This is a genomic window from Neiella marina (assembly GCF_002165625.1).
Lineage (GTDB): Bacteria > Pseudomonadota > Gammaproteobacteria > Enterobacterales > Neiellaceae > Neiella > Neiella marina.
In genome coordinates, this window is record NZ_NGNS01000017.1 from 48,872 (window position 1) to 72,846 (window position 23,975).

General features: G+C 48.1%; 22 protein-coding genes and 1 tRNA gene. 9 read left to right on the forward strand and 14 right to left on the reverse strand.

Annotation, left to right across the window (positions count from 1 at the left end; all coding sequences use genetic code 11):
* Positions 1 to 16 precede the first annotated feature (16 nt).
* Positions 17 to 220, reverse strand: coding sequence for a DUF2517 family protein (locus CBE68_RS13060; RefSeq protein ID WP_143824558.1), 204 nt, complete (start codon positions 218 to 220; stop codon positions 17 to 19).
* A 137-nt stretch (positions 221 to 357) separates the two neighbouring features.
* Between CBE68_RS13060 and CBE68_RS13065 the strand changes: the two genes are divergently transcribed.
* Positions 358 to 1,233 (forward strand): DUF1853 family protein, encoded by an 876-nt coding sequence (locus CBE68_RS13065; protein ID WP_087506539.1) that lies wholly within the window; start codon positions 358 to 360, stop codon positions 1,231 to 1,233.
* A 15-nt stretch (positions 1,234 to 1,248) separates the two neighbouring features.
* Here CBE68_RS13065 and CBE68_RS13070 read toward each other — a convergent pair whose 3' ends face one another.
* From CBE68_RS13070 to pheS, 3 genes are read right to left on the reverse strand one after another with little or no spacing between them, the layout of a single operon-like run.
* Entirely contained in the window at positions 1,249 to 1,545 is a 297-nt protein-coding gene (locus CBE68_RS13070; RefSeq protein ID WP_087506540.1) for an integration host factor subunit alpha, read from the reverse strand.
* Positions 1,546 to 1,547: 2 nt separating this feature from the next.
* Entirely contained in the window at positions 1,548 to 3,929 is a 2,382-nt protein-coding gene (pheT, locus tag CBE68_RS13075; protein ID WP_087506541.1) for a phenylalanine--tRNA ligase subunit beta, read from the reverse strand.
* A 27-nt stretch (positions 3,930 to 3,956) separates the two neighbouring features.
* Complete coding sequence (pheS, locus tag CBE68_RS13080; RefSeq protein ID WP_087506542.1) at positions 3,957 to 4,937, reverse strand: phenylalanine--tRNA ligase subunit alpha; 981 nt, start codon at positions 4,935 to 4,937, stop codon at positions 3,957 to 3,959.
* Between the two features lie 310 nt (positions 4,938 to 5,247).
* Between pheS and CBE68_RS13085 the strand changes: the two genes are divergently transcribed.
* The 3 genes from CBE68_RS13085 to CBE68_RS13095 all read left to right on the forward strand — a co-directional run bounded on the left by CBE68_RS13085 (position 5,248) and on the right by CBE68_RS13095 (position 6,555).
* Positions 5,248 to 5,324: transfer RNA gene (locus CBE68_RS13085), tRNA-Val, on the forward strand.
* 177 nt (positions 5,325 to 5,501) lie between these two features.
* Complete coding sequence (locus tag CBE68_RS13090) at positions 5,502 to 5,768, forward strand: hypothetical protein (RefSeq protein ID WP_087506543.1); 267 nt, start codon at positions 5,502 to 5,504, stop codon at positions 5,766 to 5,768.
* Positions 5,769 to 5,994: 226 nt separating this feature from the next.
* The gene (locus CBE68_RS13095; RefSeq protein WP_087506544.1) at positions 5,995 to 6,555 is read left to right on the forward strand and encodes a DUF7010 family protein; all 561 of its coding nucleotides are present in this window, start codon (positions 5,995 to 5,997) and stop codon (positions 6,553 to 6,555) included.
* Between the two features lies 1 nt (position 6,556).
* Here CBE68_RS13095 and CBE68_RS13100 read toward each other — a convergent pair whose 3' ends face one another.
* The 5 genes from CBE68_RS13100 to CBE68_RS13120 all read right to left on the reverse strand — a co-directional run bounded on the left by CBE68_RS13100 (position 6,557) and on the right by CBE68_RS13120 (position 12,156).
* Positions 6,557 to 7,978 (reverse strand): ATP-binding cassette domain-containing protein, encoded by a 1,422-nt coding sequence (locus CBE68_RS13100; RefSeq protein WP_087506545.1) that lies wholly within the window; start codon positions 7,976 to 7,978, stop codon positions 6,557 to 6,559.
* An 11-nt stretch (positions 7,979 to 7,989) separates the two neighbouring features.
* A complete protein-coding gene (locus tag CBE68_RS13105) occupies positions 7,990 to 8,868 on the reverse strand; it encodes a fumarylacetoacetate hydrolase family protein (protein WP_087506546.1) in 879 nt (292 codons plus the stop codon).
* A 12-nt stretch (positions 8,869 to 8,880) separates the two neighbouring features.
* On the reverse strand, positions 8,881 to 10,014 hold the full coding sequence (dgoD, locus tag CBE68_RS13110) for a galactonate dehydratase (protein ID WP_087506547.1): 1,134 nt from the start codon (positions 10,012 to 10,014) through the stop codon (positions 8,881 to 8,883).
* A 7-nt stretch (positions 10,015 to 10,021) separates the two neighbouring features.
* On the reverse strand, positions 10,022 to 10,888 hold the full coding sequence (locus CBE68_RS13115; RefSeq protein WP_087506548.1) for an NAD-dependent epimerase/dehydratase family protein: 867 nt from the start codon (positions 10,886 to 10,888) through the stop codon (positions 10,022 to 10,024).
* A gap of 137 nt (positions 10,889 to 11,025) precedes the next feature.
* Positions 11,026 to 12,156 carry a hypothetical protein gene (locus CBE68_RS13120; protein ID WP_143824559.1) on the reverse strand — a complete coding sequence of 377 codons (1,131 nt, stop codon included), beginning with the start codon at positions 12,154 to 12,156 and terminating at the stop codon, positions 11,026 to 11,028.
* A 268-nt stretch (positions 12,157 to 12,424) separates the two neighbouring features.
* On the opposite strand from CBE68_RS13120, the gene CBE68_RS13125 reads away from it, so the two are divergent.
* On the forward strand, positions 12,425 to 12,616 hold the full coding sequence (locus CBE68_RS13125) for a hypothetical protein (RefSeq protein WP_087506550.1): 192 nt from the start codon (positions 12,425 to 12,427) through the stop codon (positions 12,614 to 12,616).
* A gap of 87 nt (positions 12,617 to 12,703) precedes the next feature.
* Here the strand turns inward: CBE68_RS13125 and CBE68_RS13130 are convergent, their stop codons facing one another.
* Positions 12,704 to 14,935 (reverse strand): S46 family peptidase, encoded by a 2,232-nt coding sequence (locus CBE68_RS13130; RefSeq protein WP_087506551.1) that lies wholly within the window; start codon positions 14,933 to 14,935, stop codon positions 12,704 to 12,706.
* A gap of 512 nt (positions 14,936 to 15,447) precedes the next feature.
* Here CBE68_RS13130 and pulA point away from each other — a divergent pair.
* From pulA to CBE68_RS13150, 4 genes are all read left to right on the forward strand, one after another.
* Positions 15,448 to 19,314, forward strand: coding sequence for a pullulanase-type alpha-1,6-glucosidase (gene pulA / locus CBE68_RS13135; RefSeq protein ID WP_087506552.1), 3,867 nt, complete (start codon positions 15,448 to 15,450; stop codon positions 19,312 to 19,314).
* Between the two features lie 148 nt (positions 19,315 to 19,462).
* Positions 19,463 to 19,915: a superoxide dismutase [Ni] gene (locus CBE68_RS13140; RefSeq protein WP_087506553.1), complete on the forward strand. Its 453-nt coding sequence runs from the start codon at positions 19,463 to 19,465 to the stop codon at positions 19,913 to 19,915.
* A 313-nt stretch (positions 19,916 to 20,228) separates the two neighbouring features.
* On the forward strand, positions 20,229 to 21,146 hold the full coding sequence (locus tag CBE68_RS13145) for a hypothetical protein (protein ID WP_087506554.1): 918 nt from the start codon (positions 20,229 to 20,231) through the stop codon (positions 21,144 to 21,146).
* Between the two features lie 141 nt (positions 21,147 to 21,287).
* Positions 21,288 to 22,232 carry a chemotaxis protein gene (locus CBE68_RS13150; protein WP_087506555.1) on the forward strand — a complete coding sequence of 315 codons (945 nt, stop codon included), beginning with the start codon at positions 21,288 to 21,290 and terminating at the stop codon, positions 22,230 to 22,232.
* A gap of 48 nt (positions 22,233 to 22,280) precedes the next feature.
* Here CBE68_RS13150 and CBE68_RS13155 read toward each other — a convergent pair whose 3' ends face one another.
* Genes CBE68_RS13155 through CBE68_RS13170 form a run of 4 tightly spaced genes read right to left on the reverse strand, consistent with a single transcriptional unit; the run spans position 22,281 to position 23,970 of the window.
* Entirely contained in the window at positions 22,281 to 22,772 is a 492-nt protein-coding gene (locus tag CBE68_RS13155; protein WP_087506556.1) for a DUF3106 domain-containing protein, read from the reverse strand.
* A complete protein-coding gene (locus CBE68_RS13160) occupies positions 22,769 to 23,017 on the reverse strand; it encodes a hypothetical protein (RefSeq protein WP_087506557.1) in 249 nt (82 codons plus the stop codon). Before CBE68_RS13160 ends, CBE68_RS13155 begins: the two co-directional genes overlap by 4 nt.
* A 1-nt stretch (position 23,018) precedes the next feature.
* Positions 23,019 to 23,411, reverse strand: a complete 393-nt coding sequence (locus CBE68_RS13165; protein ID WP_087506558.1) for a hypothetical protein — start codon at positions 23,409 to 23,411, stop codon at positions 23,019 to 23,021.
* Positions 23,395 to 23,970, reverse strand: a complete 576-nt coding sequence (locus CBE68_RS13170) for an RNA polymerase sigma factor (RefSeq protein WP_087506559.1) — start codon at positions 23,968 to 23,970, stop codon at positions 23,395 to 23,397. Before CBE68_RS13170 ends, CBE68_RS13165 begins: the two co-directional genes overlap by 17 nt.
* Positions 23,971 to 23,975 lie beyond the last annotated feature (5 nt).

Genomic DNA, 23,975 nt, shown 5'->3' on the forward strand with positions numbered 1-23,975 from the left:
TAGTGTTGCAGTCGGCTCAGAACTGAATTGAGCCGGACGCTTTCTCTTGGCACTGCAACCACACAGGTTTATCACCATTTTTCACCCAAGCACGGTGAAACAGGCTGCCCATTTGCGCGGTTTTATTGCTAATCAAAGCAAATGGCATCACGATAACCGCCAAGCAAAGCAAAATGACTCGGCGCATAAAAACAACGACTGGTGAGTAAAACTTGAACATGGCATCGCCTCCTGTTTGAAACAACAACAGGTTAGACCAGATAAAATGTGATTTCAATCACAAATGTCATTTTATTACCGATTTATTGACCGAGAACATTTTTTTAACACGACGGACATCACGCAAACTGCGACAAAATGAAAAAAAATTACGAAATTATCGATGATCTTCGAGTATTGCTCTTCGGCACAGCCCCTATTGATCAAACACTCCCCTTTGGCCACGACCGAGCATGGTTAGATTGTTTTCGTCAACGCTTACTGCATCATCAACCCGACATTGCAAGCATCGCAGAGCAAGTTCAGCGGCCTCATTCAGTAAGACTAGGACTGTATGTCGAGCAGTTATGGTTGGCATTGATTAGCGCCCATCCTGACTATCAATTGCTCAGTCACAATCTACAGGTGATTGACAACAAGCAAACTGTCGGCGCTTTTGACTTTCTAGTACGCCACCTTAATGTCGGCGGCAATAGCAACAAAACTCGAATTGAACACTGGGAGCTAGCTTGCAAATACTATTTGGCGGTAACACCTGAGGTTGAGGAGCTTGCCCCAGACATCTGGCTTGGCCCCAACCTAAATGATGATTGGTTGAGTAAACGACACAAGCTAACTGCAAAACAAATTAAGCTTGGTGAATTGCCTGCAGCGCAGGTTGCATTGTCTCGGCTTGGCATCGCACAGATCGACCACCGGATGATCTTGGCCAGTGGCAGAGTATTTTTGCCTGCAAGCAGCAATAGCTTGCCGCAAGATGGTCATTGGTACACTCAACAACAATGGCGAAAATTCGACAATCTGCCAGCCACTTATCTGCAAGATAAATTGGATTGGTTGCAACCCAAACTAGCAGGCCAAGTGTTAGATTGTCATTCACTGCAATTGGCCAAGCCTGTTTTTGTTACTACCAAAATCAATTCTGACAACAAGGCTTGTTGCTTTATCGTTCCAGATGACTGGCCTTTACGGGCACAAAAAAAAGCGGCTGCAATACATGCAGCCGCTTTGTAACTTTTTCGATGCCTATCAGTCGATTGGCTTGGCGTTCTCAACCCGAGCTTTGAGCTTTTGCCCCGGACGGAAAGTAACCACACGACGCGAAGAAATCGGAATATCTTCGCCTGTCTTTGGGTTACGTCCCGGACGTTCGTTTTTCACTCTCAAATCAAAGTTACCAAAGCCAGACAATTTGACTTGTTCACCATCTTCCAGACATTGGCGGATCTCTTCAAAGAATGTTTCCACCATTTCTTTAGCCAATTTCTTATTAATGCCATGCTTCATAAAAAGCATTTCAGCCATGTCTGCTTTAGTGAGCGCCATAATCACTCCCTTAGTGTCGCGTTGAACTCAGATGTTACCGCTGTGATGACATTATCAGTTAAGACGCTGATTTCCTTGTCTTCAAGTGTTCGTTCCAAATCTTGTACCGTAATTGAGATCGCGAGGCTCTTTTTGCCCTCAACAATCCCTTCACCTTGATACACATCGAACAAGTTTACGTTAACGACTTGATTCCCGCCAACTTTTTTCACCAAGTCGATCACATCGCTGCTAGCAATGGCTTGATCGACGACAAAAGCGAAGTCTCTACGGTTCGCAGGGAACTTGCTTACCGGCACAGCTTTTGGAATCAGTTTTTCACCCAGCGCTTCAATTAATAGCTCAAAAGCGAAAATTTTTCCTTTAATTCCGAGTGATTTAATTGCACTTGGATGCAATGCGCCGACATGTCCAACTATAGTATCGCCGCGATAAATTGCAGCCGATTGACCCGGATGCAAGGCTGGATGGGCTTCAGCGACGAAACGGAATGGATCTAAACCACCAAAATTCGCCAACAGAGCTTCAACATCGCCTTTAATATCATAAAAATCAACGGCTCCGGCACCTTCGCTCCAGTGCTCATCAAAACGAGAACCAGCAATCACACCAGCCAACATCTTGTTTTGAGTCACTTGAGTTTCTGACTCTGGCAAGAAGCGCAAACCAAGCTCAAACAAACGAACGCGGTTCTGCTGGCGGTTCTGGTTGTATTTCAGCGTTTGCAGCAAGCCAGGCAGTAAGCTCACGCGCATAGCTGACATATCCGCAGAAATCGGGTGCGGCAGAATCAAGTCGTTTGCTTCTGGGAACAAGATTTTCTGAACTTTAGGATCAACAAAGCTATACGTAATTGCTTCTTGGTAACCACGATTGACCAGCGTATCTTTCAACTCGTCTTCGGTCATATCCGCTTCCGGGTGGCGATTCATCACCAGCGAAGCTGTCGGTGCAACATTAGGAATGTTGTTGTAACCAAAAACACGTGCGACTTCTTCAATCAAGTCTTCTTCGATGGCTAAATCAAAGCGATATGAAGGCACAGTTGCCGTCCAACCACCGTCGATAGTCTCAACGGTCAAGCCCAAACGCGTCAGAATCTCTTCAACCTGAGCATTGTCAAAGCTAATGCCGATGCGGCTTTCGAGCTTTGCTTTGCGCAGCGCAATAGGCGCCACTTGTGGTAAATCGTCTTGGCTAACCGCTTCAACCACAGGCCCTGCTTCACCGCCCACGATATCAAGCAGCAACGCCGTTGCTCGTTCCATTGCTTTGTGCTGCAATTCATAATCAACGCCACGCTCATAACGATGCGACGCATCAGTGTGCAAACCATAACTACGCGCTTTACCAGCGATAGCAAGCGGCGCAAAGAAGGCACTCTCAAGCAAAATGTCTGTTGATTCTGCGGTCACTCCACTATCGAGACCACCAAAGATGCCGGCCATGGCCAACGCTTTGTTGTGATCGGCAATCACCAAGGTGTCATCACGCAAAGTTGCTTCGTTGCCATCAAGCAAGGTCAGTTTTTCTTCCGGCTTGGCCATACGTACGACAATACCACCGTCGATTTTGTCCAAATCGAAGGCATGCATTGGGTGACCGAACTCAAGCAACACGTATTGGGTAACATCAACCACAGGATCAACGCTGCGCACTCCGCAGCGACGCAACTTTTCCACCAGCCATAATGGTGACTGTACCGTTGCATCGACACCTTTGATCACCCGCGCGAGATAGCGTGGGCAGGCGGCTGGGGCTTCGAGCTTCACCGCAACAGTGTCGGCTAACGATTCCTTGGCATTTTCCCAGCTTGGTTCGGTGACTTCACAATTGTTGAGGACACCAATTTCACGGGCTAAACCGGCAATACCGAGGCAATCACTGCGGTTAGGCGTTAAATCCACTTCAATGGTTTTGTCATCGAGTTTGAGGTATTCGCGGATATCCATGCCGATTGGTGCATCAGCGGGCAGCTCCATGATGCCATCAGACTCTTCTGCCATGCCCAGCTCTGCTTCGGCACACAGCATACCCATCGATGGTTGACCACGCAGTTTGGCTTTCTTGATCTTAAAATTGCCCGGCAATACCGCACCAACGGTCGCCACCATCACCTTCAAGCCCTGACGGCAGTTGGCAGCACCACAAACGATATCAAGTAGTTCATCGCCACCGACGTTAACTTTAGTGACGCGCAACTTATCGGCATCAGGATGTTGGCCACATTCAACCACTTCACCAACAACTACGCCGGTAAACGCACCCGCAACACCTTCAACACCGTCTACTTCAAGACCGGCCATGGTAATTTGTTCAGCCAGCTCATCAGAGCTAATTGCAGGGTTGACCCATTCACGGACCCAGGATTCACTGAATTTCATTTTCTGTGTTCTCTCTTAACGACTGGCTTAGTTAAATTGCTTCAGGAAACGCAGGTCGTTCTCGAAAAACGCCCGCAAGTCGTTGACGCCATAGCGCAGCATGGTCAGACGCTCGACGCCCATACCAAAGGCAAAGCCAGAGTACTTCTCAGGATCAACACCAACACTACGTAGCACGTTTGGATGCACCATGCCGCAGCCCAACACTTCTAGCCAACCATTTTCACCCAGTACATCAACCTCTGCTGATGGCTCGGTGAAAGGGAAATAAGAAGGACGGAAACGAATGGTCAAATCCTTCTCAAAGAAGTTTTGCAAAAAGTCATGGAGAATGCCTTTCAGCTCGGTGAACGACACTTTTTCGTCGACCATCAAGCCTTCGACCTGATGGAACATCGGCGTGTGAGTCTGGTCGTAATCGTTACGATACACTCGGCCTGGAGAGATAATCCGCAGCGGTGGTTGCTCGTTTTCCATGGTGCGGATCTGGACACCGGAGGTTTGAGTCCGCAGTACCAGCTCGGGATTAAAATAGAAGGTATCGTGATCGGCACGGGCCGGGTGATGCTCAGGAATGTTTAAGGCATCAAAGTTGTGGAACGAATCTTCCACTTCCGGCCCCTGCTTGACTTCAAAGCCAAGCTCACCGAAGTAAGTTTTGATGCGGTTAATGGTGCGCGACACCGGATGCAAACCCGCTTCTGGCATACGACGGCCCGGCAAGGATACATCAATGGTTTCTGATGCCAGCTTAGCATTAAGTTCAGCCTGCTGTAGCGCCTTCATTCGCTCAGTAATAGCCTGTTGCACTTGCTGCTTAGCCTGATTGATGGCTTGACCAGCGGCAGGTCGCTCTTCTGGGCTTAACTTACCCAAGGATTTCAATTGTTCGGTCAGGCGACCTTTCTTACCTAAAAAGTTAACGCGCACTTCATCAAGCGCGGCCACTTGTTGTGCACCGTCAATAGCGGCCAGAGCCTCGGCCACCAGTGCGTCCAGGTTCAGCATATCGTTTCTCTTTATCTACGATTGTCGACTCTGTTACCAGAGCCAATGCGAATGGCAAAATTTTGTAGCCGGTAAGTCTACCTAAAAACGGCGCCAATTAAAGCCCGTCGCCCGATATTCACCAACAAAAACAAGGGTAATGTTGCCAGATACTGGTTAGATTGCGTTCAAATTGGTGATGGACTGAGCAAACGGCAGCATTTCCGCCTATTTCGACAAAAACTTTCGATAAAAACTATTGCAAGGAAAAATAACCGCCGCTATTATAGCGCCCACTTCGCGGACAGGTGCTTCACCTTCCCGATATTGTACGACCGTAGCTCAGCTGGTTAGAGCACCACCTTGACATGGTGGGGGTCGGTGGTTCGAGTCCACTCGGTCGTACCAATTTTCTGCTTCTGCAGTACGTCGGCGTCTATCAACGCCAAACAAATTCCTTATTAGACTCAAGTTCTGAAAACCCACAATCTTCCTTCGCTCAGACTATACTGCTTCTGACAACTCACTATTGCTAAAAATTAGCGGCTGAACCCCGCGCAAAGGTAAATCACAAGGACTGTGACTATGGAAATCACCCTCTCATCGGCACTGAATTATGCCGTCTTACTCATTGCATCGATTACTGTCTATGTTGCCCTCACTCGCTTGTGGCCTGGCCAAAAACCTCGACCTGCGGATCGTCGTAAAGCGATTGGTTATGGCTTTGTTGGGGCGGGTTTGATGCTGATGGGATTGGGAGAGTTTTTTCAACCCGACAGTTCAATATGGTTTTATGTTGCTTTGCCAATTATTTGCGTTGGAGCCAGTTTCACTCGTAAAGTCAACGGCTAACCGGCAATTGCAGTGTTCAGAGTAGCAATCCGAGCGAGGTTCTCCAGATTCACTTTCAACGGCATTGCTTTATCCAAGCAACACCTGTTGTTTGATTTCCTTCGCGCATTCCGGCCATTAAATGTTTTTGGTTGCTGTCTTTCATTTGCGCAATTGAATGTTGGCCGCTAACTTCATGGATTGTGTTTGCTTTGTTAACAATCTAATTATCAGGAAGATAGCGAGTATGAAGTGTTTCAACGACGCGCAGCTGGATATGCGAAATGCCTATCACCACGGTGCACCCGGTGTGCTTTGTTCTGGTTTAGTATGGTTAATTGCCGGACTGGTTGCTGTGTTCAGTAGCGCTGTTGCTGGAATTTTAACGCTGGTAATTGCTGGCATGCTGATATTCCCAGCATCAGTATTAGTTTGCAAACTTTTGGGAAGAACCGGTAAGCATTTCATCACCAACCCGCTTGCGCCGTTAGCGATTGAGGGGACTTTCTGGATGTTGCTGTCGATACCAATTGCCTTAGTTTTAGCGATAGACCAACCCCAGTACTTTTTTCCAGCCATGATGCTGGTTATCGCAGGCCGCTACCTCACCTTCCGAACCTTGTACGGCCTAAAAACTTTTTACCTATTCTCTGCCGTGTTGGTCGCTGCAGCATTTGCTATTGTTGCAGCTCAAAGCCCGCCATATGTTGCTGGCATCGTTGGAGGATTAATTGAGATCGGTTTTGCTATCGGCCTGTTTGTTATCGCTAAAAGCGACACAACAAATCTAGCAATTGAAAGAGCTTAACTTAGTTAGCCACGTTAATGGGCAATTGCAGTGTTCGGCAATCGCAATGCAAACCTGGTTCTTCGCGATGGCTGACATATAGCAGCTGACTGCTACCAGACTCAATAATGCGATTGACCGCAGTTAGAACCAGTTGCGCATTCGCTTCGTCCAGGCCTTGTAGTGGCTCGTCCAAGATCAGTAGCAGCGGCGATTTAACCAAGGCTCTGATCACTAAGATCAACCGCTGCTCACCGTAGCTTAATTGATGAAATAGTTTTTTTGCTAGATGCTCAGCATGGAACCATTTGAGCCAAGCCAAGGCGTGAGTTTTATGATGTTGGTTTACGTGGCGATACACGCCTATCGAATCAAAATAGCCCGACAACACCACGGTGAGTACCGTCACCCTCACCCGATAATTGAGTTGTAGTTCTGAGCTGACCATACCAATGTGGCGTTTGATATCCCATATGCTTTCACCGTTGCCACGTTGAATACCAAACTGGCGAATATCGTTGCTATAGCATTGAGGGTGGTCGCCGCAAATGAGTTTCAGCAAGGTCGATTTACCCGAACCGTTGGGACCAATCACTCGCCAATGCTCGCCTTGCTGAATAGCCCAATCTAAACCATTAAACACCACATTAGCGCCATAACTAACACGACCACGACGCAACTCAAAGACCGGCTCATCGGCGGCCAACGTGGTTGCAGTTTCTGACACCGGCGGCGGCTCATTTGGTGCTTCAGACAAATTAAGGGTTAACCAATGACTCGATTGTTGAACCTCTGACGCTTGACCGCTGGCAACGAGTTGGCCTCCGGCGAAAACGGCTATGGACGGCAACCAAGCAGGCAAATCACTCGGCCGGTCAACCATCAATAACAACTGTATGCCCTGCACAGCCAATCGCTCAAGCAATTCACTAATGTCATGCCGAGCTTGAACATCAAGCCCTTCGAAAGGATCTTCGAGTAGTATTACCTGAGGTTGGCTGAGCAATGCCCGCGCCAGCATCAGTTTGCGTGTTTCCCCCGTGGACAAGGTGCGAAAGCCTTGCTGCAACAAATCAGTCAAGGCAAATTGTTCCGCCAGCGCCAGACATTGCTCAGACGGAGCGCCAGTCTCATGCAATAGCTCGATGACCAAGGTGCCAGGGTCGAATTCATCGAGCAGATCGCTCTCATCATTTTTGAGTTCCCGGGCAACCAGCGCTTCCTGCTCACCAAAGCTCACAGTGGCTATCGCGCTGGGCACACCCGACACGCAGCCACTGAAACGCAAGTTTTGCTGCAATAATTCGAAAACGAGTGCTTTGCCGCTATCGTTGCGGCCAACAATGCCCCAGCTTTGTCCACCAATCGACCAATTGTCGATGGTCAGAAGCGGCTCATTGAAAACGCTTTGGTTCGCTTCAATGCAAATGTTCTCAAGTTTCATGCCATGCTCACTTAAGCTGTGAGGGTGTTGCGTAAAACCCCCAAGCCTTCAATTTCTACCTCATAGGTATCACCAGCTTTTAGCCACTGCTGATTATGGAAACCGAGGATGACGCCCTCTGGTGTGCCGGTAATGATGACATCCCCCGGCTTTAGGGTCATGTACTTGCTAACGTAGGCGATAATGGTTTTGACATCAAAAATCATATCAGCAGTGTTACTTTGCTGACGCACTTCACCGTTTAAGCGACCGACGATGGTTTTATCATTGGGGTTACCGAATTCATCCGCGGTCACCAGCCAAGGCCCCATGGGTAAAAAATCATCCAGCGTTTTGCCGTGTAACCACTGACCACTATCAAACTGCAGCGCGCGCTCACTCAAATCGTTGGCATTGCAATAGCCAAACACATGATCAAGGGCGTCATCAGCAGCGATGTGCTTGCCTTCTTTACCGATCACCAAAGCCAATTCTGCTTCGTAGTCGAGCTGTTCAAGGCCAGTAACATCAACATCTACGCCATGACCACACAAGCTGTTGGCAAACTTACTGAACACCACTGGATTGGTCGGAATCGCCATGTTGGCTTCTTCGGCATGTTTTTTGTAGTTCAGACCGATACAAATTACTTTCTCTGGGGCGTCACTCAAAGCACCATAACTGACTTCTGATAATGGCATCCAAAGCGCTGTTTCAGCTTCGACGTCAGTGGCCAATTGCTGCAATTTAGGCAGTGCGGCCAAGCCCTCGCTATAAAGGTCATTGAACGTTGTTGGCACTGCTGTGCCTGTTTTTGCTGCCGCAGCGGCGACATCTAGAACCAGATCGCGGTCTAGAATGCCAAGATTCGGGCTACTCTGACCCGGCTTCATAAATGAGACAAATTGCATGATTGTCCTTAACTACCAGTTAGTAAACGCACCGTCGGGGCGGTACAATTGCGGCAACTCTGTTGCCTCAAAGGGATATTTATCGAGCTGGGCTGAATTGAGTGCGATCCCTAACCCTGCCGACTGCGGTACTTGTAGGTAACCGTCTTGCCACTCGATGTCGGTGGTGAAAACTTCCGGCATGGTTTCGGTCGGGATCCGTGGCAGCTCCTGAATCGCAACATTCGGCATGGCGATGTTGAGGTGCAAACTGGCCGCACTTGACACGGGACCCACCGGATTGTGAACGGCTAGATCAATATCATGGGCTTCACACATGGCCGCGATTTTTTGTGCCTCGGTAAGGCCACCAGCAATGCAAACATCGACGCGTGCTAAGTCAATCAAGCGCTCCTCAATCAACTGACTAAACTGCCACTTGGAGCCAAATTGCTCACCTGCCGCCAATGGCACGGAGGTCGCTTGGCGTAGCTCTCTGTAATGCGCGGGCTGTTCACTGCGTAACGGATCTTCAACAAATAGTGGATTCAGTGACTCCACCGCTCGGCAGAATCGTTTTGCCTGTGCTGGTGACAATTTAGTGTGTGCGTCGAAACAGAGCCTAACGTTCGGCCCCAGCTGCTCATGCAGCATCTGCCATTCATCAATACTGCGATCGATGGCTGCGTCGGCATCAAACAAGCCGCCTTGTTGTGCAAATGGCTCCCAGCGCATGGCTCGCCATCCGGCCTGCTTGCGCTCTTTAGCACTGGCAAGTAGCTCGGCAGGGTTAGCGCCGTGTAAATGGCAATAGGTCAGCACTCGGTCCCGACACTTGCCACCGAGCAATTGATACACCGGACGGCCAATGGCTTTGCCTTTGATATCCCAAAGCGCCATATCAATAGCAGCGATTGCAGCCCCCGCCCAAGCGCCGCCGGGATAGAAACCGCCACGCCAAAGTCGTTGCCAAATCGCTTGGCTATCAAATGGGTCTTTGCCAATAACAGCATGTTTAAAGTGTTCAATACCGCCAGCGATGGCAAGTTCGCGACTGGTGATACCTGACTCACCAATACCGACAATGCCTTCATCAGTTTGAATTTCGACAAACAAAAACGTCCGCCACTCTTTGGCCAAGTGAAGGCTAATATCAGTTATTTTCATTGCGCATTTAGTCGTTGAGGTCTAACACGTTGCGCCACGAATACTGCGGCGTATAGCCCAACTCTCGCTTGGCTTTATCGATACTAATGAGCGTTTGATGATCCGATGTGTCCGGACGAATCGGCACTTCGGGGTAAACCGCCGCCATCAATTCAGCGTTGGTTTGCTTCATGATGGTGTCTACCGCAGCGATGATATAAGCCCGGCTGTCAGTGAATGTTGACTCCAATGCCAAACGTGCGGCAACCGCACTATCACGAGCATCGACATAACCCCAAAGGTTGAATTTACGACTTGCTGGATCGGACCAATAGTCAGGAATGGCCTGATAATTGGCAGGATGGTCGGTATGGGTGTACAAAATGTTTGAATAACGCAGACTGATAATCGACACCCCATAAACGGTGGCGAAGTGATCGGCAATGGTTTCAAGGGCTACTTTGGACAGTGCATAACTGTTTTGAGGTTGTACGGCATCATCTTCTGTCACTGGCACCACAACTGGTTTGTTGTTTTCAAATGGAAAACCGAGAACCGTTTCGCTCGACGCCCAAACCACTCGCTTGAAACCATGTGCCGCCGCCGCTTGAAACACATTGTACGTTGCTAAGGTATTGTTTTTGAAACGTTCAGCGCCGGTATCAAAGTCAAAATCAGGCTCCGGCGACGAAGCGAAGTGAACCACCGAGTCAACCTCCCGTAGTGCCCCCTGAACCGCCTGATAGTTGGTTAAATCAATTTTTTGAAATGGGCAGAGTTTTTCTGTGGGCTCAGCGATGTCGAGATTTAGTACGTCATAGCCGTGGTTCAATAGCTCTTGAACGACATAACGACCAGCGCCACCACTGCCACCTGTGACTGCAATTCGTTTCATAATAGGCCCTTGCGATTGATAATTGTTACCGCTAACAATTAACCGTACATGTCGAACATGCACAAGGTCAAGTAGAGAATTGGAAACTCGGCGTTAGAGCACAGATTGACGCGCCTGAAAGCAATCGATAGTTTTTGTTACGCCTCGCCGTCTGATACCAGCGAAATCAAATAATCTGGCCAAAAGCTTAAGGCGAAGCCACTGATTAGCAAGGTATCCAATGCGGTGGCAATTAACTTAGCATTGAATGGCCGAATATCTTGATAATTATCCCTATCGTGATCAACTAATTGTCCTGTCCGCTGTCGATACCTAAACCACTGTAATTCAATGAAGTAACGAGGCAACGAAACAAACACCACGCCGATCAATGTGACAAAAAGCCCAGCTATCCAAAGGTTATCTGTATTGCCGAGCGCCGAGCTTTGCCAAAGCAGAATATTGATCATGTAACAGAAGGTGATGCTTTTTCCAAGCAAATAGGCTTCTGTAAACGCTTCGAGCTTAATTCGAATGACATTAAAATCTAAACATCGCTGTTGTGAATAACTTTCTAGTGAAGAGCCTATTGATATAGCCGATGAAAAGATCGACATAAAAAACGTGATGGTTAACAGAGTAATGAACAACAGAACGAAATTTAGCAAAAAATAATACACCCCCAGCGGGCCAATTATTCTTTCATTGAAATGAGTTTTATCGACAAACCAGTAATCGACGCTAACTTTGCTCACATCTGAGATATCAGAAATATAACTCGCAGTGCCTAATAAGGAGATGGCTAACAATAAAACGAAAAGGAGAAACTCTCTAAAGAGAAGGCCTTGTCTCGGTGGCGATGCTTCGCCCTGTATCGATTGTGAATAAAGCTTAAGTTCACCCGAGCTATGGATGGAAACAAGCCATAGCCAAACCCCCAACCCAACATACAAGGGGCAAATCAAAGTATAGAGAATGAGATTGACGGTATCGTCCGAAAAGTACAACCGACCAGCGTCAGAACCGGAGAACGTCCCTTCTGATAACGTCCAGATTGCCGGAATGCAAAAGCAAAAGATGAACGTTGCCAGCGCTGCGGCTAACCCAACCCTTCTGCCGGTATAACCGACCGAACTATTCCTTAAAGATACAGGGATTTCTGGAGCTAGCTCGATAAAAACATAGCTAAAAGGAGCTTTGAGAATTTTACATGGATAGGCGTTTGCTAGGTTCAGCAATAAAGAATAGATCCAAATTTTCGGCTCATCTGGAGCAGAATTCCTTTTCATGTTCATTCCTTACCGAACACACAATCAATTGAAAACTTTCAATAACCAGAGGATTCAAGTTGCAACGACTCTGCTGAACGCGTCACCACACCTAAAAAGTAGTCGTTGCCTAAGGACCTTTCAAATGAGCTCCTTTCAATGCAGTACCTCGCTGTGGTTGGCGTTATTTGAGTTATTTGTCGAAACAGAACTATCTGCTAGTGTTAAACAGACTGGATAGCAACAGGAAGCTATCAAATAGGTTCGCCTCATTCACGGAGGACAGTTGATGATCCCTTTCGTTTTGTTAGCACTGGCTTTACTCGAATTATATGTTGGCATTCGAGATAGTTCGTTACTCGACTTATGCGTTGGCATTTTGGGCTTTGCAATAGCACTATCGATGCTCTATGCCGCGAGAACCGGCCAAACGATCACTGGCGACCTACGGCAATGGATCGCTAACCGACATAGCAAATAATCATTCGGCAGTGCGCTAGCTAATAAAAAGCCGTGGCAAGACCATCTCGCTACGGCTTCTGTTTGCTTCATTGGCAGTAATTCGCGGTTACTGAACCAATGTCATCTCATCAAGCAAATAACCAGCATTGTCAACTTCGGTCATCAGCCAAAGCACATAACGAATATCGACATGAATAGCGCGAGTGATCTTGCCGTTGAAATACCAGTCTTTGGTGATTGACTCGTAGGTAGAATCAAAGTTCAAACCAACCAATTCGCCCTTTCCGTTCATGACCGGAGAGCCCGAGTTTCCGCCCGTGGTATCGGCGCTACTCAAGAAGTTAACCGGCACCGAGTTCACCTCCAGAGGACGAGCGGCTGTCGCTTCACAGCCAAAGCTCAACAAACCACAAGTTACAGCTGCCAAGCCTAAATCACCACGATAATAATCACCATAGGCTTTGTTTTGATGGGCCATCAATACTTTGTCAGTGGCGATAAATGGTTTTTCACCTGTGTGTTTGGCAACCAAACCCCGCAATGAGGTAAATGGCGTTTTGTAGACGCCGTCGGCTGCCGGATAACCATCCACTTGGGCATAACTGACTCGCAACGTTGAATTGGCATCCGGGTATACGGGTTTGCCCTGAGCATTATTGTAAGCAATGACTGCTTCCATATATTGCGGCCGAACTTCCGCTAAGCGGCCAGCCATTTCTTTTTGCTCAGCTTCAATGGTCATGTTGGCATCATACAATGCCACGGCTAACTGAATCAGCGGGTCGGTCGATTGCTCAAAGTCACTGGTCGCTTTGCCAATCCAGGCCACACGCGTATCAGCATCTGCTAGCTCTGTTTTGTCATAAATGTCTGCCACCAGCGCTTTTAGCTCGGCATTGCTGATTTGGCTATTGAGACCTAGTGCTTTATCTAAATCGGCCACGTGTCGCGCAGCATCTTGCTTGACATATGTTGCCAAATAACTTGCCCACAAGGCTTGATCAACTTGGGGGTCAAATTTAGTTTGCAGGCGCTGCAAACGAGCTTTAAGCATAGGTAAATCACGTTGTTGATAACCCATTTCACGTTCGGCATCTGGCTTTTCATTTTCCTTTGCCAAGCGATACAAGCGAATGGCAGCATTGAGCAAGTCAGAATTGATAGCGTAGTTGTAGTAGAACTGTCGCTGTTGTTGAGCATGGGCATCGGTCAGCAATGCTTGTAACTGTTGGTGCGCCACGGTATACGATTGACGAGATGGCTCTTTGCCAAACCAGTTCAAGTACTGTTGTTCTTGGGCACGCTTAATGCCTTCGATGTCTGTTGCTTTAAAGCCATCTTGCAGACCCAGCAGTTTCTTTAGGCGATTATTAATGCTCTTAACCCGCGAGGCATATTTAACCTCTGCTGCTTCTCGACCATTGGTCGCTTCGGCAATCGTATCGAGCGTCATGTAATAGGTATCAAGCAGTGTTGGGTAATACCAATTAGCAGAATAATTCACTTCATCTGCAAGCTTGTAACGGCTGGTACGACCCGGATAACCAGCGACTAATACGCCATCACCCAATTTAACACCACTGGCATTGACTTTAAGAAAGGACTTGGGCTGATAAGGCACATTGTCTTCGCTGTATTCAGCAGGCTTGCCATCTTTGCCGACATAGCCGCGAACAAAGGTAAAATCTGCGGTATGACGCGGATACTCAAAGTTATCAATATCGCCACCGAAGTTACCAAGCGCTTCAGCTGGTGCGTAAACCAGGCGCACGTCTTTAATCATCAATTGTTTGATCAGAAAGTATTCCAAGCCATGATGAAACGCCCGTACCGAGCAGCGGTAGTTGGGATCTGTTTCGCACTCACCGATTAACGCTTTGCGCTTCGCCGCGATGGCATCATAGCGCGCTTTACCGTGTAAATCGTCAGCCAATGAGCCTGTTACTTGGGCAGTCACATCTTCGACAGACTCAGTGACATACAAACGCTCTTGTGGTCCGGCAGGCAGTTCTCCGGCCATAGTTCCGGCAAGAAAGCCCTTGGCAATCAGATTGTTGTCAGGCGTGCTGTTGTTCTGAATAGCACCATAGGCACAGTGGTGATTAGTCACCACCAACCCCTTCGGTGATACGAATGAAGCCGAGCAATACCCCAACCCGACGACGGCATTGAGCGGATACTGATTCAAGTCGGCAACTTGTGATGCCGGCAATTCAATGCCAACACGATCAAATTCGTCTTGAAGTTGCGTCAACTGGTGGGGCTGCCATTGCCCCTCATCGGCGCCAGCAGCAGCGGCAAATGCTAGTGCCGCAACAATTGTTAGTTTTGTTTTCATGGAAGTCCTGACTGGTTAATTCGCTGCGGCTTACTTGTAGAGGTTTTGCCGCGAACCAAAATTAGCGCCAACATTTAACCATAGCTTCAACAGCAAGGCGTATGTCGTGGTCAAATTTATCCTGCCACGGCCGTAAAAGTTTTGTTTCACAGATGCTGCGATCGAAGCCAAACCGCTGAAAACATAGCGCAATAATTCACCTCTCTAACTAATTGTTATAGCGACTATTTGTGTGATCCACTACACAGCTTTGGCGGGAAACCGGTTGCACCAGATCAAAGCAAAATCGACGCATCGGTGACAGATCACATTTCCTCAGCGCCATCACTTCTACTCTAATCAGCGATTTTAGAGTCACCAAAGAAGTGACCAAAAGGCTAGTACCAATAACCCATGACAGTGTTTGCTCAACAGAGATGCAAAAGCACCAGAGCAATCCTGAAGCGGATAGCTTCAAGCACAACTATGGCGCATCGGTATCAATCAAATTGACTTGAAAAAGGCTAGGTAACATGAAAAACATCCTCAATCGAGGGGTGATGGGTACTGCAATTGTGGCTGCCGCATTAAGTGGTTGTGGCGGTAGCAGCAACAACTCAAACCCTCCTGCGAGCGAATTGGTTGAAGTTGGCGAAAACCAAGTTGCTCTTTATTTTAATTTGCAAGATTCAAGTGCCTCATACGAGGATTGGGGGCTACACCTGTGGAATGGTGGCAGCTGCCCTGACGGCTATAGCCAAGCGATGATGGACCGAGCTGGCGACAATTTCGAAAACTGGGATGATCCATTCGCATTCGAAGGTGAAAGTGACACCTACGGTATTTACTGGGTTTTGGACATAAACCCAGATGCTGAGTGTGCCAACTTCATCATTCACAAAGGCGACGAAAAGGGCATGGGCAGTGCCGATGGCCTGCTGGAGATTGCCAAAGCCGATGACTACGCCTTTACCTTTAAGGATGTCTCTAGCGTTTTTTATGACGTCATTGAAACGCCACCAGTAGCCATTGAGGGCGCCGCCGCTCACCTCACCAATGAAGAATCGGTCCGCTGGAATGTGCCAGACTCAGCCAGCAGTATCATGCTACTAAGCTCTGCTGCCGCTAACATTGCACTGAATGCTGACGGCTCCCTTGCTGGTGACTACACCACCATTGATCTGACTTCAGCATCAGCCACTGACAACGCCCCACCGCATTTGTCAGGCTTTGATGCGTTTACCCATGAAGCCTCGGCAGATGAGTTGAAAGCCGCGCTGAAAACCCAACTAGTCGCAGTGGCGATGAATGGCGATGCGCAAATCGTTGCAGCGACCAATGTCCAAATTCCGTTGGCGCTTGATGCTCTATACACAGCCGGTGACAACGATGCCGATGAAGCCGACTTAGGTGTTTCGATTGTTGGCAGCAGCACTGATTTCAGTGTTTGGGCACCAACAGCAACGCAAGTTGAATTGCTGGCATTTGATGCCGATACCAAGGTTCAGTTGGCTGAGTCGCCCATTGCCATGAGCGAAGATCCAGCGACAGGTATTTGGTCTGCATCAACCGACTTGCCTGAAGGCACTTTCTACCAATACCGAATTGCCGTTTATCACCCGTCTACAGGTCGCAATGAGTCTTTAGTCACCACCGACCCATATTCAATTAGCTTGTCGATGAACTCGGTATACTCGCAAGTAGTTGATCTCGATAGCGCAGCATTGAAACCTGCTGGTTGGGATGATCATGATGTACCAATGATCGAACCCAAAAACATCGTAATTTATGAAAGCCACATTCGTGATTTCAGCATCAGTGATCCAACGACTACCGAAGCATATCGTGGTACCTATAAGGCATTCACCGAAACTGAATCCGACGCTATGAAGCACATTCTGGCATTGCAAGAAGCGGGGTTGACCCACTTCCACTTACTGCCAGCAGCGGACTTTGCGACTACCAATGAGGATCCAAGCCAGCGTATTGAGATCACTAATACCGTTGGTGAGCTATGTGCTATTCGCTCATCTGCTAGCGTTTGCGGTGAAGATGCCGGCGCAACTCTATTGAGCTTGCTCGAACAATGCGATCCAGCCACACAATGTGCAGAGACGATTGTCGATGATATCCGCGATTTGGATGGTTTCAACTGGGGTTACGATCCACTGCACTTTGGTGTTCCAGAAGGCACCTACTCTACTGATGCCGATGGCACCACACGTATCGTTGAGTTCCGTGAAATGGTGCAAACCCTGCACGAAAATGGCCTCAACGTGGTCATGGATTTGGTTTACAACCACACCAACGCGTCAGGCACCGGCGACAAATCGGTACTCGATAAAGTCGTTCCCGGCTATTACCACCGTCTTGACGAGCTAAGTGGCGGCGTTACTAAGTCAACGTGTTGTGACAACACGGCAACTGAACACGTGATGATGGCCAAGTTGATGACCGACACCATTCTGATTTGGACCGAGCATTACAAAGTTGACGCTTACCGCTTTGACTTGATGGGCCATCAGCCAAAACAAGCGATGATTGACTCACTAGCAGCTGCTCGTGAAGTAAACGAAAATGTTTACTTCTACGGTGAAGGTTGGAACTTCGGTGAAGTTGAGAACGATGCGCGCTTTGTTCAGGCTCGCCAGCACAATATGTACGGTACAGGCATAGGTACCTTCTCTGACCGCGGCCGTGATGCTATTCGTGGTGGTGGACCGTTTGATGGTGGCGATGCCATTCGCACCAATCAAGGCCTTGGCAACGGCCTATACACTCTGCCTAATGAGCATAACAGCGGCAGCGCTGATGAGTTGAACAACTGGCTGAAACAAGCTGACATTGTTCGCGTTGAGCTGACCGGCAACTTAGCTGACTTCATCCTCATTGACCGTAATGGCAACACCAAACGTGGTAAAGACGTTGATTATAACGGTCAAGAGTCAGGTTATGCCGCAGCCACTTACGAAACCCAAACCTATGTATCGAAGCACGATAATCAAACCCTGTGGGACAACAACCAATACAAGTTGCCTACCGGCTTAAGTGCCATGGATCGTGCTCGCATGCAAGTATTGTCCGTCAGCTTCCCGTTGCTAGGCCAGAGCATTCCATTCATGCACATGGGCGCTGACTTGCTGCGCTCGAAATCAATGGAGCGCGACAGCTATGACTCGGGTGACTGGTACAACAAAGTAGACTTCAGTGCCGTTGACAACAACTGGAACAAAGGTCTGCCTCGTGATGATAAAGACGGCAGTAACTACGATCTGATTCGTGAAGTAATTGCTGATACTAGCATTGAAACCAGTGCATCTGAGCTTGAGTACAGCCGTGACATGTTCATGGAGTACCTCAAAATCCGTAGCAGTTCTCCATTGTTTGGTTTGGGTGAAGCCAGCGTCGTGATGAAGCGTGTTGACTATCACAACACCGGCACTGAGCAAACGCCAGGATTGATCGTGCAGTCAATTGACGACGGTGTAAATGCCGGTACCGATCTCGATAGCAACTATGATGCGATCATGGTGATCTACAACATGGATGCCAATGTCCATTCGGTCGCCGTACCTGCGAATGCCGAACTCCACCCGGTACAACAAGATTCTGTTGATGCCGCTATTGCCGCCGTCGAAGTATCATCGGGCAGCGTTGATGTACCAGCATTCAGCACGGTTGTGATTGTGGTACCACAAGAAGGTGCACAAGGTGCTGGTATCCCTGTATCGAACAAAAACATGGATAACATTGCGCCGTTTGGTGATACCAAGGTCTACATCCGCGGCAGCATGAATGACTGGGGCACAGCAAACGAAACGCTATTTGTTGGCGAAGGCGTCTACACGACCAACATCACGCTTGATGCTGGCAGCTATGAGTTTAAGTTTGCCGATGCAGACTGGGCTGACGTCAATTATGGCTTTGGTGGAATCACTGAAGGCGCAGATTCTCTGGCATTGTCAGATGTCAGTGGCAATATCGCAGTAACAATTGAGACTGCCGGAATCTATAAATTTGATGTCGACGCGACTAACACCGACCAATTGGTTGTCACCGTTAGTGCCAGCGAAGACACGCCAACCTTTGGTGCAACTGGTGTTTACTTGCGCGGCAGCTTTGACCCGGGCTGGGCAGCCTTGGAAGACTATCAGTTCACTTATGTCGGTGGTGGTATCTATGAGCTTAATGCTGAGCTGAACGCTGGCGGCGTTAATTTTAAAGTTGCCGACGACAGTTGGGGCGATATCAACTTCGGCCAGGATGGCGGTGTTGTTTCGCTGGATACTGAAATACCCCTGGAATATAACAAAGGTGACTTGAGCTTTGATGCGCCAACTGACGGCACTTATACCTTGGTATTTGACGCCGTCAATTTAACACTCACCGTAACCCAATAAACGTTGCTTTCTCTGAGTGTTGTTTCATTTTTGCCCGGCCTAGCGCCGGGCTTTTTTGTGGCGAGAATGACTATTGTTATCTATAACCAAAGCTTCTGGTATCGCGTTAGCACTACCTTGTCATGTCATTTATACGGAGATAAATCCAATGAATAAACTACTCAGACCATTATTGATTGCCGCTAGTTTGTTTTGGCTCATCAGTCCTGCTGCATATTCCCACTGTCAAATCCCTTGTGGCATTTATGATGACCATGCAAAGGTCAAAGAAATGCTACAAGACGTCGCAACAGCTCGCAAAGCGATTAGCCAAATTCAAAATCTTACTGGTAAATCAGATCCACAATCGAATAACCAATTAGTTCGCTGGGTGATGAACAAAGAACAGCATGCTCAGAACATCATTGCCACCATCAGCGACTACTTTCTAACTCAGCGGGTCAAAGCTAAACAAAAAGATTACAGTGAACGCTTGATTCGTCACCACAGCGTTATCGTCAGCGCCATGAAAGTGAAGCAAAATGCCGACATCAAGTACGTCGATGAACTAGAAAAAGCCGTTAAGGCATTGGCCGATTATTACCCCGAACACAAACATTAAGATGGCTCACCCTGCCGGGGCCATCGGCTTATCGACGCTGATGAGAGCGGCGATATCAGTCTAGATGAATACTCAGCGGCGAAGCAATCTTCGAAAGCAACACGTCAAGCGATCAAGTCATGTATTGATGAGCTGACCGTGGAAGAAGCATTCGAATAAAGCTTGATCAATTCCCTCTATTGCTGATTTAAGCACATGCCCGGTCAAAACCATGTGTTTAAATCAGCTTTTTATCAATGAGGCCGGTTAACCAATTGTTAATTGATCTTTGATCCGTTAACTTCGTTACTACTTAACTCCATGTAATGAAGTCATGCGTTCGAACCCTGTTGCCTTCGCCCCAAATTGTCGTTGGGCGCTCGCCTTACTCACCACAGCTTGTATCACCACTCCTTCGATCAGTTTCGCCAGTGCGATATACCTTGGCTACGGCCAATCGGAGCAGACCACTCAAGTCAATGAACGAGTGATTCACTTTAAACCAGCAGGCAAAACAGCATTGCTGTCTTTCGATCTCACTGACAATTTATCGATTAGTGGTGATGTCTACATTGCCGATGAAACTGAGCAGGTGACCGACCGAGTAGATAGTTTTCTCGATATTGACAGCTGGAGTGTCGGCATCGGTTACTATGTTGAAAACTGGGCCTTCTCAGCCAGTTACAACAACTGGCAAGATGAACTTAAACTCAAGACTGGCAAAGAAAATCGCATCACATTTGAGCGCGACACTGAATCACCTTCTTACTCGTTGAGTGGTGGCTACGATTGGTACCTTGAAGACTGGCAACTGGGCGTTGGTTTGGGTGTTCACTACAATGACTGGCAAATGACTCAGCGCAGGGATAAAAGAGAAGAGCCAGATGCATCGTCGAAAGAACAAGGTAATACAACCTTTATCAGTGCCAGTTTATCAGCTTCATATTATCTCGAATTGAACGCTGATTACGGCGTGCTGACAGGAGCGTCGATGCAATGGAGTCAAGTGACTGATAGTGAATCGCAAATCGTTTCTCGCAATGGCCGAAACATCAGCCAAGTCAACAACCGTCGCAACGGTAGCTTAATCAATTCACAGTCAGCATTAGGCAGTGAAAGCTACGGCCAGCTCAACACTTATGTTTCTTTTGATCTGTTCAGTGCTTGGATCGTCGATTTAAACGCTTCGTTCGATTTCGGTGGTGATGAGACGTCCACCGCTTGGACCGCCAATTTGGGCTACCTGTTCTGACCATGCCCTTGCCCGGAAATCGATCTGGGGACGAAATTGTGGCCAAACGTTAACTAACTGATCTCTCCCCTTTTCGTCACTGTTGGATGATAGTAGGGTAACAACATAGCGATTAGAGAACGCCGTTCTAGTGAGCAACCAATGACCAAAGCAACCAGCCAGACTCAGGGTTTACTGCATTTTTACCTGACATCGACTCAGCTCTTTGCCATCGGCACGTTGAAAGTCAAAGAAATTGTGCCTTACATGCAGTTAACCGCGTTACCCAAATCTCATCACCACGTATTGGGTTCGGTATCGATGCGAGGTACCACGCTGTCTGTCATCGATTTAGCCGCCGCCGTTGGCTTCCCGCCGGTAGCGCCAGAAGATCGGCAATCTTGCTCTATCATCGTGGTTGATATTTGTCGCCAAACCGTTGGCTTTCTGGTCCGCCAAGTTGACAAGATTAGTGAATGCCGATGGGACGACATTCAGCCAGCCCCAGCATCAGTCGGCAAACATGCATACATTTCAGGGGTCACTCGCAACGATGAAAAGTTGATTCAGCTACTCGATATAGAAATGCTGCTAGAGGCGATATACCCCGAACAGTTTAATCAAACCAATGTCGAGTTAAGTTTGCCCGACCAAGCGCTACTTAGCCGCATGAACATTCTTCTGGTGGATGACTCAGCTACCGCTCGAAAACAGCTAAGTGGGGCACTTGATAGCATTGAGGTTGACTATCAAGTGACTGATAACGGCAAAACCGCTTTACATATGCTTGAACAAGCAGCGGCACAAGACAACCCCTTTCAAATTGTCGTCAGTGACATTGAAATGCCTCGGCTTGATGGCTACGAGCTGACTTTTGAAATTCGCTCCAACAAAGCACTCAGCAATGCGTTTATCATCTTGCATACCTCACTATCGAGTGAAATCAGTGTCGATAGAGCAAGACAAGTTGGCGCCAACGAAGCACTCACTAAGTTTGATGCTAACGAGCTGACTCAGGCCATGCTCAAAGGCGCGAGAACCTTTGAAAATGACAATGCCAATGCCGCAATGACCGAACAAGACACTGACATTGATTCGTTGATCTAGCAGGCTACCCCAGCCGGCATCAATGTTTCGTAATGAAACACTGTTGAGTTAGCGTTTTGCTGGCCGATTCTTGGTTTTATTCTGACGCATTTGCTTCTGCTGCTTTTGCCGCTGGAGCTTTTGCTGCTGACGAAGTTTTTCTTGCGATTGTTTAAACTCTTGGCGCAATGCCTTGCGTTGTTCAGGCGGTAAGCTGTTGAACTGCTCGTAGGACTTTTTTACTTCAGCTTGCTGCTGTTTAGGCATCTTTTTGAACGATTTAAAATTTTCCTGCAATTGCTGACGTTTTTCCGGTGACAGTTGGCGCCATTTTTCGTACTTCGCTGACACCTTCTGTCGCTGGTTGTTGTCCATTTTAATCCAACGTTCTGCACCCAATGCCAGTTTTGCTTGTTTGTCTTCATTGAACTGCGACCATTGACCTTTGAAGTTTTTCAGCACCTGCTGTTGTTCGCTACTTAGTTGATCCCATTTTTGCGCACTTGCAGGCAAGGCTATCGTTAAGCACAGAAACGTAATGAGCAATAACAATGGTCTCATTGTGCATCCCCCTGCTCGTTCAGCGAGTTATCTTCGGTCAAGGTGACCTGGTGCTTAACCTTGTCATTTGCCGTGGGTTCCTTGCCCTCGGCTACATCGAGCGCAGAGACCCATTCGCCATCAACCTGCTCTAGCTCAGCCAAGTACTCAAGAAACGCCATCGTTGGTGGTTCTTGCTGGCTTGATGCTGCTTGTTCATCAGTGCTAGCGTATGCCGATTGATAGACACAGGTTGCGAGCATCATACTAATGACCTGCCTCCTGCTGCCGTTGCGCCAACCATGTAGCAAACTCTAAATCCTCAAGTAATCCCAAATCTGCTGCTGGCACATCAGCCAACACCAGCTCCTGCGGCAATGCTGGGATTGTTTGTCGTGAGGTGTAAGTTACTAACATGACTGTCGCCAAAGCAACCATTGGCATAGCGTATTGCCAACGTGGTCGATGAAAAAGTGAGGTAATCAGACTTGACCATGCCCTAGGCTCGTTACCAAGCTTGGCTGTTCGCGCCGTCGCTAAAGCAGTTAAGCGAGCGGAAGCAATATCATTGCGAACAACATCATCCAATTGCGCACTGCTGGCATCGAGTTGCTGATTGACCAGTTGTTCCACTTCGTTGTCTTTAGATGTGGATGTCATATTGTTGCTCCAACAGTTCTCTAATCTTGGTCGTTGCTCTGAAATAGTGGGTCTTTACCGTGCCCGGTGAGCAATCCATCGCGGCCGCTGTCTCAGCCACCGACATCCCCTCCCAACTACGAAGCAAAAAACATTGCTGTTGCTTCAGTGGCAAATCGTTGAGTACTTTAAAAACCGCTTGTTGTTGTTGCTGTTTTTGCCAGGCGAGTTGAGGAACGGAATCTGGATGAGGCTCGCTATCAGGCGGCTCGACAGGTTCTTCGCGGCTGGAACCAAAATTAAACAACTGAACAAAACTGCGTACTTTGCGTTTACGGTGAAAATCCGTGATGCGATTCTGCAGAATTCGATAGAACAGCGGCTTCCACTCCGTTGCTGCACGCTGCTGATAATTGGTGACCAGCTTAATCATGCTATCTTGAATGATGTCCAAAGCATCGGCATGCTCACCAACAGCAAACAACGCAATGCGATAGGCTTTTACTTCGATCGCTTGCAGAAATTCATCCATGTTCACCGGCGTCGACTCGGTGTTATCACCCACGTCGGATTCAATCACAGGAT

What these genes read in the sequence shown, in the direction of transcription:
- CBE68_RS13060 (WP_143824558.1), bottom strand. Translation starts at nt 220, where the DNA reads ATGTTCAAGTTTTACTCACCAGTCGTTGTTTTTATGCGCCGAGTCATT.
- CBE68_RS13065 (WP_087506539.1), top strand. Translation starts at nt 358, where the DNA reads ATGAAAAAAAATTACGAAATTATCGATGATCTTCGAGTATTGCTCTTC.
- CBE68_RS13070 (WP_087506540.1), bottom strand. Translation starts at nt 1,545, where the DNA reads ATGGCGCTCACTAAAGCAGACATGGCTGAAATGCTTTTTATGAAGCAT.
- pheT (WP_087506541.1), bottom strand. Translation starts at nt 3,929, where the DNA reads ATGAAATTCAGTGAATCCTGGGTCCGTGAATGGGTCAACCCTGCAATT.
- pheS (WP_087506542.1), bottom strand. Translation starts at nt 4,937, where the DNA reads ATGCTGAACCTGGACGCACTGGTGGCCGAGGCTCTGGCCGCTATTGAC.
- CBE68_RS13090 (WP_087506543.1), top strand. Translation starts at nt 5,502, where the DNA reads ATGGAAATCACCCTCTCATCGGCACTGAATTATGCCGTCTTACTCATT.
- CBE68_RS13095 (WP_087506544.1), top strand. Translation starts at nt 5,995, where the DNA reads ATGAAGTGTTTCAACGACGCGCAGCTGGATATGCGAAATGCCTATCAC.
- CBE68_RS13100 (WP_087506545.1), bottom strand. Translation starts at nt 7,978, where the DNA reads ATGAAACTTGAGAACATTTGCATTGAAGCGAACCAAAGCGTTTTCAAT.
- CBE68_RS13105 (WP_087506546.1), bottom strand. Translation starts at nt 8,868, where the DNA reads ATGCAATTTGTCTCATTTATGAAGCCGGGTCAGAGTAGCCCGAATCTT.
- dgoD (WP_087506547.1), bottom strand. Translation starts at nt 10,014, where the DNA reads ATGAAAATAACTGATATTAGCCTTCACTTGGCCAAAGAGTGGCGGACG.
- CBE68_RS13115 (WP_087506548.1), bottom strand. Translation starts at nt 10,888, where the DNA reads ATGAAACGAATTGCAGTCACAGGTGGCAGTGGTGGCGCTGGTCGTTAT.
- CBE68_RS13120 (WP_143824559.1), bottom strand. Translation starts at nt 12,156, where the DNA reads ATGAAAAGGAATTCTGCTCCAGATGAGCCGAAAATTTGGATCTATTCT.
- CBE68_RS13125 (WP_087506550.1), top strand. Translation starts at nt 12,425, where the DNA reads ATGATCCCTTTCGTTTTGTTAGCACTGGCTTTACTCGAATTATATGTT.
- CBE68_RS13130 (WP_087506551.1), bottom strand. Translation starts at nt 14,935, where the DNA reads ATGAAAACAAAACTAACAATTGTTGCGGCACTAGCATTTGCCGCTGCT.
- pulA (WP_087506552.1), top strand. Translation starts at nt 15,448, where the DNA reads ATGAAAAACATCCTCAATCGAGGGGTGATGGGTACTGCAATTGTGGCT.
- CBE68_RS13140 (WP_087506553.1), top strand. Translation starts at nt 19,463, where the DNA reads ATGAATAAACTACTCAGACCATTATTGATTGCCGCTAGTTTGTTTTGG.
- CBE68_RS13145 (WP_087506554.1), top strand. Translation starts at nt 20,229, where the DNA reads ATGCGTTCGAACCCTGTTGCCTTCGCCCCAAATTGTCGTTGGGCGCTC.
- CBE68_RS13150 (WP_087506555.1), top strand. Translation starts at nt 21,288, where the DNA reads ATGACCAAAGCAACCAGCCAGACTCAGGGTTTACTGCATTTTTACCTG.
- CBE68_RS13155 (WP_087506556.1), bottom strand. Translation starts at nt 22,772, where the DNA reads ATGAGACCATTGTTATTGCTCATTACGTTTCTGTGCTTAACGATAGCC.
- CBE68_RS13160 (WP_087506557.1), bottom strand. Translation starts at nt 23,017, where the DNA reads ATGATGCTCGCAACCTGTGTCTATCAATCGGCATACGCTAGCACTGAT.
- CBE68_RS13165 (WP_087506558.1), bottom strand. Translation starts at nt 23,411, where the DNA reads ATGACATCCACATCTAAAGACAACGAAGTGGAACAACTGGTCAATCAG.